This is a genomic window from Cernens ardua (assembly GCF_051251085.1).
GTDB lineage: Bacteria > Pseudomonadota > Gammaproteobacteria > Pseudomonadales > Halomonadaceae > Cernens > Cernens ardua.
Map to the genome: position 1 here is coordinate 222,358 of NZ_JBPCZH010000003.1, position 13,602 is coordinate 235,959.

General features: G+C 49.4%; 12 protein-coding genes and 1 other RNA gene. 5 read left to right on the top strand and 8 right to left on the bottom strand.

Annotated elements, in window-relative coordinates; genetic code table 11:
• Positions 1–155: 155 nt before the first annotated feature.
• The gene (locus LMG33818_RS07675) at positions 156–2,255 is read right to left on the bottom strand and encodes a prolyl oligopeptidase family serine peptidase (protein ID WP_442322776.1); all 2,100 of its coding nucleotides are present in this window, start codon (positions 2,253–2,255) and stop codon (positions 156–158) included.
• Between the two features lie 307 nt (positions 2,256–2,562).
• Here LMG33818_RS07675 and LMG33818_RS07680 point away from each other — a divergent pair, with 307 nt between their 5' ends.
• Positions 2,563–3,087 carry a hypothetical protein gene (locus tag LMG33818_RS07680; protein ID WP_442322777.1) on the top strand — a complete coding sequence of 175 codons (525 nt, stop codon included), beginning with the start codon at positions 2,563–2,565 and terminating at the stop codon, positions 3,085–3,087.
• 396 nt (positions 3,088–3,483) lie between these two features.
• Here LMG33818_RS07680 and LMG33818_RS07685 read toward each other — a convergent pair whose 3' ends face one another.
• The 3 genes from LMG33818_RS07685 to LMG33818_RS07695 form a co-directional block, all read right to left on the bottom strand.
• Entirely contained in the window at positions 3,484–4,233 is a 750-nt protein-coding gene (locus tag LMG33818_RS07685; RefSeq protein ID WP_442322778.1) for a 16S rRNA (uracil(1498)-N(3))-methyltransferase, read from the bottom strand.
• Complete coding sequence (gene secB / locus LMG33818_RS07690) at positions 4,233–4,700, bottom strand: protein-export chaperone SecB (RefSeq protein WP_442322779.1); 468 nt, start codon at positions 4,698–4,700, stop codon at positions 4,233–4,235. Before secB ends, LMG33818_RS07685 begins: the two co-directional genes overlap by 1 nt.
• A gap of 363 nt (positions 4,701–5,063) precedes the next feature.
• Positions 5,064–5,492, bottom strand: a complete 429-nt coding sequence (locus tag LMG33818_RS07695; RefSeq protein WP_442322780.1) for a rhodanese-like domain-containing protein — start codon at positions 5,490–5,492, stop codon at positions 5,064–5,066.
• A 433-nt stretch (positions 5,493–5,925) separates the two neighbouring features.
• Between LMG33818_RS07695 and LMG33818_RS07700 the strand changes: the two genes are divergently transcribed.
• Positions 5,926–7,446 carry a murein hydrolase activator EnvC family protein gene (locus LMG33818_RS07700; RefSeq protein WP_442322781.1) on the top strand — a complete coding sequence of 507 codons (1,521 nt, stop codon included), beginning with the start codon at positions 5,926–5,928 and terminating at the stop codon, positions 7,444–7,446.
• 126 nt (positions 7,447–7,572) lie between these two features.
• Here the strand turns inward: LMG33818_RS07700 and LMG33818_RS07705 are convergent, their stop codons facing one another.
• The 4 genes from LMG33818_RS07705 to LMG33818_RS07720 form a co-directional block, all read right to left on the bottom strand.
• A complete protein-coding gene (locus LMG33818_RS07705; protein ID WP_442322782.1) occupies positions 7,573–8,199 on the bottom strand; it encodes a LysE family translocator in 627 nt (208 codons plus the stop codon).
• Positions 8,200–8,317: 118 nt separating this feature from the next.
• Positions 8,318–9,568, bottom strand: coding sequence for a UbiH/UbiF/VisC/COQ6 family ubiquinone biosynthesis hydroxylase (locus LMG33818_RS07710; RefSeq protein ID WP_442322783.1), 1,251 nt, complete (start codon positions 9,566–9,568; stop codon positions 8,318–8,320).
• A 188-nt stretch (positions 9,569–9,756) separates the two neighbouring features.
• Positions 9,757–10,986, bottom strand: a complete 1,230-nt coding sequence (gene ubiH, locus LMG33818_RS07715; protein WP_442322784.1) for a 2-octaprenyl-6-methoxyphenyl hydroxylase — start codon at positions 10,984–10,986, stop codon at positions 9,757–9,759.
• Positions 10,987–11,175: 189 nt separating this feature from the next.
• Entirely contained in the window at positions 11,176–11,808 is a 633-nt protein-coding gene (locus LMG33818_RS07720) for a UPF0149 family protein (protein WP_442322785.1), read from the bottom strand.
• A gap of 328 nt (positions 11,809–12,136) precedes the next feature.
• Here LMG33818_RS07720 and LMG33818_RS07725 point away from each other — a divergent pair, with 328 nt between their 5' ends.
• The 3 genes from LMG33818_RS07725 to LMG33818_RS07735 all read left to right on the top strand — a co-directional run bounded on the left by LMG33818_RS07725 (position 12,137) and on the right by LMG33818_RS07735 (position 13,525).
• Positions 12,137–12,445, top strand: a complete 309-nt coding sequence (locus LMG33818_RS07725; RefSeq protein ID WP_442322786.1) for a cell division protein ZapA — start codon at positions 12,137–12,139, stop codon at positions 12,443–12,445.
• Positions 12,446–12,546: 101 nt separating this feature from the next.
• A non-coding RNA gene (ssrS, locus tag LMG33818_RS07730) (6S RNA) lies at positions 12,547–12,726 on the top strand.
• A gap of 1 nt (position 12,727) precedes the next feature.
• Positions 12,728–13,525, top strand: a complete 798-nt coding sequence (locus LMG33818_RS07735) for a 5-formyltetrahydrofolate cyclo-ligase (protein ID WP_442322787.1) — start codon at positions 12,728–12,730, stop codon at positions 13,523–13,525.
• Positions 13,526–13,602: the final 77 nt, after the last annotated feature.

Consider the following 13,602-nt stretch of genomic DNA (forward strand, 5'->3'; position numbering starts at 1 on the left):
ATTGGCTGTGGAGGTGATCATCAAAAGGGGAAATGTAGCTACCTCTTTCCAAAATCACCCATTGGAACACCTGATAGATACCGCAATCTGCTACTTACTATAAGTGAATCGGCAAAAATAATGGTTCACCTATTTGTGACAACACTATGTCCAAATCAATTCCGCATGAGTCGCGTTTGAAGAAAACGCCATTCCAACGCCTCAACCTGCGCCTGCTGGCGAGCATCAGCACCGCTGCCATGGCCGCCTTCTGTATTCTCGAAATACAAGACCGGTTTACCCATCTGCTCCATTTTAGCCATCATTTTACGGGCATGCCCGGGATGAACACGATCATCACGCGTTGTCGTGGTGAAAAGAACTTCGGGGTAATCAATATCACTATCGAGTGAGTGATAGGGGGAATAATGCTGCAAAAAATCCCAGTCGTCCGTGTCAGGATCGCCGTATTCGGCCATCCACGATGCGCCAGCCAGCAAATGGGGATATCGTTTCATGTCCAGTAACGGGACCTGACAAACAGCCGCACTGAAAAGCTCTGGATAGGTCGTCACCATATTACCCACCAGAAGCCCCCCGTTCGAGCCTCCTTTGATACCGAGCTGCCTTACGGTTGTCACGTCATGCTCAACAAGATCTTTCGCTACTGCAGCAAAGTCTTCATACGCCTTGTGACGCTTCTCTTTCAATGCTGCACGATGCCAATCCGGTCCATACTCACTACCGCCACGAATATTGGCCAGTACCATCGCACCCCCTTTCGATAACCATGCAATACCCGTACTTCCAAGATATGTAGGCGTCAGTGATACCTCGAAACCGCCATACCCATAAAGCAGCGTAGGCAATGTTTCACGTGAAACATCATCACTCTTGGGCGAACATGCCTTCGGAAGAATGATGAAATATGGAATGCGAGTACCATCCTTACTGGTTGCAAATCGTTGCTCAACCTTCATGCCTGATGCATCGAAGGAAGGAGGCGTCGATTTGATACATGTCAGTGCATGGCTATCCAGCGAACCACGGAATAGACGAGTGGGTGTGATGAAATCAGTAACATAGAGCCAGTAATCATTGGAGTCTTCATCGTCTACCGCCGAAATATAACCCTCCCCCTCAGGCAACCCGGGGATTGGCCCGGATACCCATGGCTCTCCTGCTGCCTTGTGTTGATTGTCCTGTAGTGAAAAACAGGTAAACCTTTGGCGGACATGATGACGCGTTTCGAGAATAATGTAGTCTTTAGTAAACGTCACCTCCTCGAAAGCAGTCCCTTCTGCGGGTGTAAACAGACGTGTGAATTCCCGGCTTCCTGCCTTGAATTCATCGTACCGAATAATGAGGGCACTACCGGCAGGATAGGTGACCTGCCCTGTTGCCCAATCTTCCTTTAGTGTAACGTTCAACCAGTCCCGTACCACGTATTTTTCAGCACTATCAGGCAGCTCAAGGGGTAATAAAGTGCCGTCGTCCATCAACTCCAGTAACTGCGACGAATAAAACGAGCTAATTTTTTCGACCATATCACGCTCATAGCCCGGCGTATCGTCATGATAGGCTCCCACCGTCATATCATTAACGCCAAGCTCACACACCAGTTCGGCGCTTTCCATGGGCGTTCCACGAGCCCACTTTTTTACCTGCCGAGGGTAACCCGAGGTCGTCATGGAATCCTCGCCAAAATCGGTCGCCACAAATACATGATCGATATCAATCCAGCTGAGCGAACCTTTGGCTTCTGGACGGAAAAAGCCATCCTCGACCCATTGCTTCTCTTCAATATCAAACTCACGAGTGATATCTGCATCTGCCCCTCCACGAGACAGACTGATCAATGCTCGACGCGATGCCTCTCCCTTTTTTGCCCGTAGTATCTGTACACCATGCCATACCCACGTCGCATTTTCGTCCCGATTTAATTGGTCAACGTCAAAAACAGTCTCCCACGCAGGGTAATCCGTTATGTAACTTTCCCATTTAACACGCCGCCAAATACCTCTCGGATGCTCGGCATCCTGCCAAAAGTTATAGCACCAGCCATTCAGCAGTTTTACGCCGGGGATACGGTCATCGCGCTGCTTGTTTGCCAGAAGTTGCTCCGTGAGTGTATGAAACGGCTTGTCCTGAGCAAGGTCATCAAGGGTACGCTGATTTTTTTCCTTTACCCATGCCAGAGCCTCCGCCGACTCTACCTCTTCCAGCCATTGCCATTGATCGCTGGCGTTATTTTCAGACACAATGGATTTATTCACGTAAGCTCCTTTTGTCATTCCATGTACCAGTCATGGAATATGGGTACACGTTACCCCATGATATAGCGATATAAAAAACATCTGGAATACAGTAATACGTTCCTCTTCGAGCGATCGAAAATTACTGTACAAACCTATTAACAGGTTCTTGCGACCTTGATTGCCATGTATGCTTTGCGTTTTAACGACTATCCTAGTGTCAGACAGCCTTTTTAGCTCCATTGAAAAGTAAACGCACCAAGGTGCAAGGACACTCACTCCACCCGCGAGGCTGACGTAACTTATCTATTTCAGAGATGCGATTCTTATGAGCCCTTCCAAAAACAAGCCGATTATCATGACTCTATTGATAGGGTTGACGCCTTTGATTCTAAGCGGTTGTCATCATCACCCCGATCAATCCAAGGTCGATAATCAAACAGAGCAAGGACAACACACTTCCCAAGCCTCGTCTGAAACGGATGCTTCTCAAATGCCCAACGAGCGGACATCAATCACTCGAACGGCCACTGACCATCATTCGTCATCAGAGGCATCCTCTGCACACAAACATGTTGAACCCGCACACCATTTCGATGAAAAACAAAATCATCCTGATCATGGAGTAACGCATACGATCGACAAAAGGAATGTCAGGGCTACAGCATCGGGGGATACACCTCACTCAACGAGAGAACGGCAGAGACATCCTTTACGTGCCAGTGATTGTACTTCTTCACACTGGACACGAGTCAGCTGTAAAAACAATGACAATGCCTGTATTGCCCACCAAATTGACCTAATGGGGTTATATGAACGATGCCGTAAAGTGGGCCTACTTGAACACCACTAATGGACCAATAGAAAAGAACACAAACGGTCAACAATCACGGGCCGTCACGATACCCATAATCACCATGAGCCATAATGAATAATCGCGCACTACAAGTGAGTGATACTCGGTAACCGGCCCGCTACGGGATAATGGTTTCAATCACAGGCTAAAATACTATGTACATAAATTATCGACACTCACACCCATTTCAAGGGTAAGACGATTTTTATTCTTGGACTTGTTTATCGTGAATTATATCCAACAACCCTGAATTTATACTGATATTGCCTGCGGCGTAACAAGTACATCATGAAAGGGCATTTCCATATGCTCGCATGAAGGGGGAAGTAACCCCACTTCATTTAACGTCAGCATATATTTTTCAAGGAGACACGCATAAACCGTATAGGGAGACTAAATATCTCCGTAGGCATGCTGAAGCAGGGAAAGAGCAACTACAGGTGCAGTTTCCGTGCGCAAGATACGAGGCCCAAGGCCATGTGCATTAAAGCCTTTGCGCTGAGCCATCACGACTTCCCCCTCTGAAAAGCCACCTTCAGGACCGATCAGCAGAGCACCGGAAAAAGTCGATGTTTCACGTGAAACATTCTCAAATAGCGAACTGGTATTGTGGGCGCTTTCACCGGGATGAAGTATCCAGCGCAAGAGCTCTTCCCTTCCATCAACCCAATCGGTCAATGACTGATGCGGCAATATTTCAGGAATGGTCGCGCGCCCACATTGCTCACAAGCACTAATGGCGACACCCCGCCAATGCTCGAGTTTTTTACTTTCACGTTCAGAATCCATACGAACGGAAGCAAATTCACTATACAGCGGGGTAATTTTTTCCACCCCCAATTCCGTCGACTTCTGGATCACATAATCCATGCGGTCCCCTTTGGAAACCACTTGGCCTAAATGCATACGTAAAGGCGATTCAGGAATGGGCTGTATACTTTCCATGAGTCGTACACTAACTTTGCGACGCTCTACGCTCTCGACAGTTGCACGGACTTCGTGACCACAACCGTCGAAAAGAAAGAGCTCTTGGCCTACACGCGCCCGCATGACACGGCCCACATGACGAGCCTGAGCATCAGGCAGAGCCATGCTCTGCCCAATATGTTCCATCAAGGGAAACTCAAGATAAACGCGCATCATTATTGCGGATTGTTTGCACCCTGGGCGTCCTGCTGTTTTTGAGCATACAGTGCATCAAAATTAACAGGCGCCAACATCAGGGTGGGGAAGCTGCCGCGATTAACGAGGCTATCAATACACTCACGCGCATATGGGAAAAGGATGTTCGGGCAAAAAGCATTCAGAGTATGGTCAAGCTGCTCGCCTTCCAATCCCGCAATACTGAATAGACCCGCCTGCTGGACATCGGCAAGGAACGCTGTTGTTTGCTCTTCACCATTGAAGACCTGTGCAGTCACATGCACAACCACTTCATAAAGATCTTCAGCTACTTTAGTAAAGTTATTATCAACATCCAGCTTTACCTTGGGTTGGAATGCCTGTTGAAAGACAGAGGGAGAATTGGGAGCCTCGAACGAGATATCCTTCACATAGATACGTTGCAGTGCGAACTGAACTTCCTGTTGTTGTGTATTTGCGTCGCTCATTCCTAGCTCCTGACTTTAAATGTCTGTTAATTTAATGCATTCGGTGATGACCATCACTCATGTGTCATCGCCTAATCAATATAACTCACTATTTTTACCAATTTCTGCTTTTCACCAACTTCTACAGCCAATAAAAATAATGCGTTATTTCTTCCGTTCTATCTTTCTCAATCACTCTCCAAATGGGCTGCACACATAAAAGATGTGCTTAACATTTGGGACTCGATACGCGTCGGCTGACATCTGACACTTACATTCCATGCATTGCCACGCCCTACCATGGCATGACTTTCCTGAACATGGAATAACTTCCCAACAAACAGGATAGAAAGCCTTGGGATACCGAAGTAGCGCCGCCCTCTTTTACTTGGAACGTGTCACGGTTGGAAGATCATCAGCCTGCCATTGGGCCATTCCACCACGCAAGCGTTTCACAGTGGCAAAACCATGCTTGGACAAGGTCTGGGCTGCAGCTGCAGACGTTTGACCTGTTTTACACACTAGGATAATGGGGTTCTGCTTGTATTTATCAAGCTCTCCCATGCGGGTTTCAAGTTTATCCTTGGGAATATTGACCGCACCTGAAATAAACCCTTTTTTGAACTCTTTTGGGTCACGTAAATCCACCACCTGTGCATCTGAACGATTGATTAGAGTCGTCGCTTCACCGGGGCTTACGGTGTCAGATTGCGAACGTCGTGATTCATAGGTTGCCCAAAGCAATAAAAGCACAATAAAGGGGCCCACCAGGAAAGGGTGATGCGAGGCAAACTGAATATATTGGTCAAACATGATATTTACGGGCTCTCAAACTCGAAATTCAAACTAAAAACGCTAGTGGGTTTGGCACTCTACCCAAATCAGGGGGAATCCCCCCGAGCGGCCACGGATTAACGCGAGCAGTATACACCAGCCACTGGGGAATGAGAGAGCATGAAATAATTTTTCCCTTTTGCGACTCCCTGTTTTCAAACCTCCTGAATACCTGCACCTTCAAACCCCAAATCATCGTCCTCAACGCGTTTGAATCGAAATAATGGGGTTCCCCTTCGATTATTGAACGGCAAAAGAGCAACTGGCTACCTTATTCTGATGCTACATTGGTTATCACAAAAACCATGCTTCATGCAGGCCAGCCTGTTGTTAATGGTGGGACTGCGTTATTATCCTGTAAACAGGTTTATCTTTGTCGTGTGTCAGGCTCGGTTTTTCAACAGGCAGTTTGTTGACATTTTACTGTATCCTGTCAGGGCCACAGGATAATAGAATCACCACCAACGTTTCCGATGATGGTAGCCAGACTTTGTTTATTCGCGAATCTTCAAAACTTGCTGTTGCCGTAAAGGCGGAAAAACCCAATAGCGCCAGACACTCGGCACTAACATTGGGTTTAGGGGTATCCAGCTTATTGGCGTTGGTAGGTGGAAGCATATCTACTGCTCATGCAGACCCGACGGACGTCCCCACTCAGCAGCTGAAACAGATCAATGCATCTATTTCCAGTATGCAGAGCCGATTGCAAGCCACTCGAGGTAAACGCGCGCAAGCTCAGAAAGCGCTTGAACAGGCGGAAACCACCCTGGCCAATACGCATTCACGCCTTGCCCAGCTCGATACCCAACATCAGCAAACAACCCAAAAGCTCCAACAACTGGCTGTACAATCAAATAAATTGGAAGCCGCTTCCAGTGCTCAGAAAAAGGCATTGGCAGCCCTTCTTAATGCCCTTTATCGGCTAGGGAAAGAACCTGAGCTTCAGCTGTTGCTTGAGCAACATGACATGACACAGCTAAACCGTTACCAGCATTATCTCAATGCGATCGAAAATGCACGTCAGGAGCGCTTGGCCGCGATTGCCAGCCTCAATGATCAAATCTCCCAGAATCGTAGCCAGGTTAAACAGCAACAGGCGCAATTGGAGAAGCTGATTGCCGCTCAAAAGCAAAATGCTCAACGGTTATTAACACAGCAAAAGAGCCGTCAACGAGTGCTTGATGGTATCAATGCCAGCTATACCAATGCTCAATCCAGATTGAGCGACCTGAATACTCAACGAGATCAGGCACAGACTACTCTGGCCCGTATAGAACAGGAAGTTGAGGCCGCCCGCAGAGCCGCAGCCAAAAGAGCAGCACAACAACGCAAAATTCAGGCCGAACGCCGCCGGCAACAGGAAGAAGCACGGCGCAGGGCACAACAGAGCCAGCAGCAATCCAGCAGCTCATCAGGCAGTAGTTCCAGTACAAGCGGCACTGGCTCATCTGGATCACAGTTATCCGAACAAGAGATGAATGCGACGCCACAAAGCGCTGACAATACGCCTCAGGCATCACAACCGTCATCTCCACCACAACGACAGCTTTCAGGTTCTGCGTGGAGCGGCCGCTGGCCAATCAATGGCAGACTGGTGTCTGGTTATGGGGCGGGAGACGGTATAAACACAAATGGTGTAGTACTGAGCGCCAGTGCCGGCACCCCCATTCATGCATTGAGAAGTGGTGAGGTCGTATTCGCCAATTGGCTAAATGGATTTGGTTACATCGTCATCGTTGATCATGGCAGCTCAATGTCCATCTACGCTCACAATGAACGCAATATTGTTAGCGTCGGCGATCATGTCAGGCGAGGAACCGTGATCGCAACCGTTGGCGATACAGGAGGGCTTTCCTCGCCAGAGCTCTATTTCGAAGTGCGCCAGAATGGTAGCCCCATCAACCCAACAGCGTGGGCTTCAGCATCCAGATAACAGGCCGCTGTAGGTAGATGGTGGAGTATTTTCCAGCCTTGTCAGCCCAGAGCACAACTCCTTCCTTTGTCCTGCTCTGCTCACAGCATGACTCTAAAATAACTGATCAACGCAGGGCCGGGGTTCTCACGCTCTTGAAATAGCTAATCGCGCAGCAAATGCCAGGAAAACCCCGCCTGTAACACGATCCATCCAGCGGACAACATTGCCTGAGCGCAAATGACGAGCAAAGGGCCTAGTCATTAAAACGAGTCCACCACACCACACTATACCGAGCATGACGTGAATACAGGCTAAAAACAGAGCATAGAGAGGAAAGTTACTTCCTGACGGTACAAACTGAGGAAGAAAAGAGACGTAAAAAATCCCGATCTTGGGATTTAGAAGATTAGTCATCAGGCCAGAGAGCATCCAATGGCAACGGGAAGCTTTCACAGGTGCTGTTTTCGAATCCACTTGGAAGCTTTTACGGGGCTTCAATAGCATCCGGATCCCTAACCAGCCCAGATAGCACGCACCCGCATATTTAATAATCGAAAAAGCCAGCGCTGAGGCCATCAACAAAGAGCCTAGCCCCACCGCCACCAGCATTCCCCAACACAATAGCCCCAAATTAATGCCCAATGCTGCTAAAAAAGCCTGCTTGCCTCCCTGAGAAAGGGATGTTCGAAGGATGAACGCAGTATCCAACCCCGGCGTCATCGTCAGAAGCAATACGGTAACGATATATCCCCACATAAGACTGGTCATCATATTCCTCACGATGTACTAAAGGCTCAAACGTAACTTTTTATGAGTGTCGCCGATTATTTTAGAACGTGATGCATGGCCTACTGATGAGCAGAGCATCAGCCATTGCCGCAACTATCCATCACTCTACGGTCATATGAGACTTGATACGTACAGGCAAGTCACTATGATTTCCGAGTGCCTGACGAATCATGGCTCGTTTCACCGGTAGCAGACGATTGGTCATGCTCAGACCTGCATTGCGTACTACCCTGATCAAAGGGTTTTTAGCGCCGAATCCGATACGGAAAGCATCCATCAGCGTTAGCATTAATCCATTATCGGATTTCCTACGCCTCACATAACGTGCCAACACGCGCTCATCGCCCAACGGCGCACCACGTTTGTGAGCCCTTACCAGCTCTTCAGCCAGTACGGCTGCGTCCATCAAACCAAGGTTGGCCCCCTGTCCAGCCAGAGGATGGATGCTGTGTGCAGCATCACCAATCAAAGCAACACCCGGCAAAACATATTTTTGAGCATGGCGTTGTGTAAGCGGGAAGGAAAATGTCTGGCTGACATGACACATCTGGCCCAAACGCCCTTCCATTGCCATTTCAAGCACATGGGCAAAATCATCAGAGTCAAGCGCGAGCAAACGCTGAGCTTCGTCATCATCTGCAGACCATACGATAGATGACCACTGCTGAGCTTGCCCTTCAATGGCCAGAGGAAGGAAAGCCAAAGGCCCGGTTGGGAGGAATACCTGACGAGCCGTTTTTTCGTGCGGTTTCACGTGCTCTACGCTGGCCACGATAGCTGTTTGCCCCGTCTTGTATTCATCAACGCCGATGCCCATCAGCCTTCGTAGTGTGGAACGACTACCATCGGCACCCACGACGACGGATGCCTCAACCTCATTGCCGCTATGGAAGAGTAGTGAGCGCTTACTTTCAACAATGGATTCAGGGACTGAATGGCATCCCACTATCTTTTCCTGAGGGAAGAGAGTGACGCTTTCCATCGTATGTAACCGCTCCAGCAGACTATCGACAATGGCACTATTCTCAACGATATGCCCCAAACATGAACGGCCTACCTCACTTGCGGAAAAATCGATTTCCCCCGCTCCTTCAGAATCCCATACCTGCATATGCGTGTAGGGGCTTACTCGGCGTGCGGTAATAGACGACCAAACGCCCAGGGACGTAAAAAGTGCCCGCGACGCTTCGGTGATAGCGCTTACGCGCGAATCCCTGGTATCAGAAGACCATTGGGCCTCCTGCCTACCCGCATCAATCAAGGCGACCTGCAACCCGGATTCCCCCAGGAGCACAGCCATGGTGGCCCCTACAATTCCGCTGCCAACAATAGCCACATCATACTGCGCCATGTGAACCACCCTTATGAATCCTGTATATGAACCGCTTTTGACAGCGTGTGACCAAACTCACATTCAATGAGCACGTTCAGTAAGTATCAGACAAATGCTGTCAAGCACTGGCCCTCAGCCTGAGCCTTTGTACTCTACCCAGGCACGCCTATTACTTTCTGTTCTCATGACTCCGATAACACGAAGCGCTAGCGCTCTATTCCCATTGCACGACGCGTCAAGGCTCGTCTCAAGGGAGTAATCAAATTCAAACCAATCAATCCAGCGGCACGCGCATGGGAAAACAGAGGATTTTCAACGCCGAATAATTCAACAAGACGATGGCTTGCCTGCACCATTCCATCGCGATCACGCTTGCGACGTGACTCAAACGCATTCATCGTTTCTGCTGCACCAACAGGAACGCCTGTTTCCAACGCCTTTTCCAGCGTTTCCCGCAAATCCATCAATCCTCTTAGTGCCAGATTGAACCCCTGGCCAGCGACAGGGTGCATCGTATGCGCTGCATTTCCGAGAATTGCCAGATGAGGCCTCACCTGCTCCTCTGCCTGTACCAGCCTCAGCGGATAGGAATGGCGCTCCCCTATCCGCAGAAAGCGTCCAAGGCGATCACCGAAAAACGCCTGAACTTCGCGAAGGAAATCAGCATCATTAAACTGCTGAAGCTCCGCCATCCGATCAGGCACAAGTGTCCATATCAATGCCATACGATTTCCCTGAAGCGGAAGCAATGCCATTGGGCCTTCCGGGGCGAACCTCTCGTAGGCCACTCCGCGATGAGAACGTGATACTTCAACGGTGCTTATCAATGCATTCTGCTGATAATCGTGGACAGAATTCTCAATCCCCAGTAATCCTTTCAACGGCGAACGGCCACCGTCAGCCAGCACTGTCAGATCGGCACAGACGTGCGAACCATCACTCAGCTGCATAAGATACCCTCCCTCCTGCGGAAGGATAGCCTCAACACGCACTGGTGCGCGCCACTCGATCGGTAAATTACGAACGTGTTGAACGAGCACATTGCCCATCCACGCATTGGGCACAACATACCCCAGTGCCTCGGTATTCATTTCAGCCGCATTCAAACGCACTGCTCCCAGTCGCCCGCGTTCAGCGACATGTACATGCCGAATGGCAGCTGCCTGTTCTTCAATACCAGACAGCTGCCCGTCCGAAGACCAAATCCCAAGGTGCTCAAAATGCAATCGGGAACCGTAGGCTAAAGCACTGCTACGTTCATCAAAGCTGGGCTGATAGGCAGGAGCTGACTGACCGATGTCGGAAGCCTCAATCACCAGCACTTTCAATCCAAAGCGCTCAATGAGCGACGAAAGGGACAACGCGAAAGTAGCCCCAACCAGCCCCCCACCGATAATCGCAATGTCGTAGTGCTCAAGTGGTTTATTTTCTGCCATTCCTGACATGCTCCTGATTACACGGAATCGTATTCTTATGCTGAATAACTATCTTAAACAACGCACCCAGCAAACACGCAATATTTATTGCCTTTCGGTGCCGCCCTTGCATCCTGTTCTATCCAAAGGCCTGTATCGCGCCTGTCACAGCAGGCGCTCATCCTCTGAAACCATCAAAAACAATTGACGCTAATGAATTTGCGGTGGCTCAGCTGAGGAATCATTACCATTCCCATCATCCAGAACATGTGGCTGCCCCGGGTGATTCTCAATATAAAGGGTCAGCGCAGTGATTCGTACATGCTCTGTCAAGGCAATCAAATCGGCTTCTGTCTCTGCATCCTCGCCAATCCCTTCATCCAGATCGAGTTGGCTGATTTCTTTCATGGCATCCAACGCCTCTGTCAGCGCTTCAGACCAGTCAGCACTACGACCATGATCATCAATCACCTCGCTGAAGCCGGAGGCCCAGCTTTTCAGGGCTTCTGCGCGTTCGGACAAGGAAAAGAGCTCATCCGGTAACAATGGCTCATAATCCATTTGCTCAGCACTTAGCTGTTCCTTTGCCTGACTGCGCCAGCCCAGTATCAACGCCGCATCTTCGCGACTGCGTGGGGACTCAACACCGAGGATGATACACACTTCACGAAACCACTCATCGGTGGCGTCGACGTCATCTTCTTCGGTGTCCAAACCAAGAGCAGCCACCATCCGGCCATCGAAAAAAGACGGCGAGGACAGTGATCCATAACTTAGAAAAAGGTCAGCGATAACCGAGAAGTCAACGGCTTCTTCGGCACCATTCGGTATATTACTCATCATACCCTCGTTTGTTCCTGAAAATGTGTCCAACCATAACCATCCTTTCCGACCACCAGCATTCCTCAATGGCAAAGAATATAGAAAGGCACAACAACTGCAGCCTTATGCAGAATTTTCAACAAATCCGATCTCCATCACAGGAAGATCACCAAGTTACCTGCGTTAGGGCATCAGGCCTGTTATAGTGGTAAAATCATGGCTACATTACTTGAAAAACTGAATATCCAAAGCGATGTATTCGTTTAGTAGCCCGTAGTGGCACAGGATAACACTTTACCACCCGAGCTTCCTTGCCGGATTGGTTCACGCTACATACCAGGAGCACAGCATGAGCAACACCGACCAAAGCACAGTAGAGATCAGCTTGCTTGGTAAAAAATATACTTTTCGCTGTGGAGAGGATGAAGCAGAAGGCCTGGAACGCGCGGCTCGCTACCTGGACAGTGCCCTCGCCGGTGTCAAGGAACATACGGGTGTGCTTGGAGATGACAAAGTTGCATTAATGACCGCCTTGAACATCACACACGAATTACAACGTGAAATTGAGCACCGCCATTCACTTGAAAAGGAAGTAGAGCAACTTACTCAACGTATTGATTCTGCTCTTTCAGCGCTACCGCCACAGCGTGATAACTGAAAGCGACAAGTGCCAACACTTTTTTCAGGCCCGGATAAAAAAACATGCGAGTATTTTTATCCGGGCCTGTTGTCATCAGTGTCATCTGATACAATAGGGGCTGTTCTCTGGGGTGCTAGCCAGTTGTCATCGTCCCTCGAGCCTATGCTAAATCCCAGGGAGGCTCGCTAGGGAGGACTGTGTGCAAGTCCGTGCGACGGAACGCCTAAGGTCTTTTCTGGAGCCACCCACCTGAACCAGTAGGTTCAGGGCCAGCACAACAGCGGCACTTTGGAGAACCTCATGTCACAGCGCACATTATCGCGCCGCTCTGGGCGTATACGTAAGGCGCATTATCTCTTTACAGCATCACCATTGTTAACGGCAACTTCTCCCAAAACCTTCCGCCATCGTCAAGTGCCGAAGAATGCTGGATGCCTGGACCAATCATCGTCACACACAGTCCCAATAAGTCGTCAGCAATTACGGCGACAGTTACGTCAGCGTAGGCGGTCGCTCTCTGCTACGCAGCAAAGGGAAGCAGCGATAGGCATGTGTCGGGCAATTTTGTCAACGAATATACTCCTCAGCGTACGTCATCTCGCCCTTTACCTACCCAATGATGGCGAAATTAATCCAACATTGCTCATCCCCTATCTCCACAAACGTGGAATCAACCTGTATCTTCCTGTGCTTCGCCCCTATGTTGAAAACCGGCTTTGGTTTGTTCGCCTGCAGCCTGGAACACGCCTTGTCCGCAACAGGTTTGGTATTTGGGAACCAGAAACACGCTCGGCCGCTCACCCATCAAAACGTATTCCTGCCTGGGCATTGGATATGGTTTTGATGCCACTGGTCGGATTCGATGAGCAGGGAGGGCGACTGGGAATGGGCGGTGGTTTTTACGACCGGAGCCTCAGCTTCAAACAAACGGGTAATAACACATCGGGGAGTGGCAATAGGCCAGCTCTGCTAGGATTGGCACATGACTGTCAGCGCGTGGACAAACTCGAACTGGCCCCTTGGGATATACCACTTCAGAATATCGTGACAGCGCAACGTGGATGGTTACTAGGGAATAAATCGAAACGCTTGCGATGATACGCTAACGCATAATGGTTTGAGCGTATGTCGTTGCTACCATACCTATACCAAAAATGACGAACAACATCACGAGA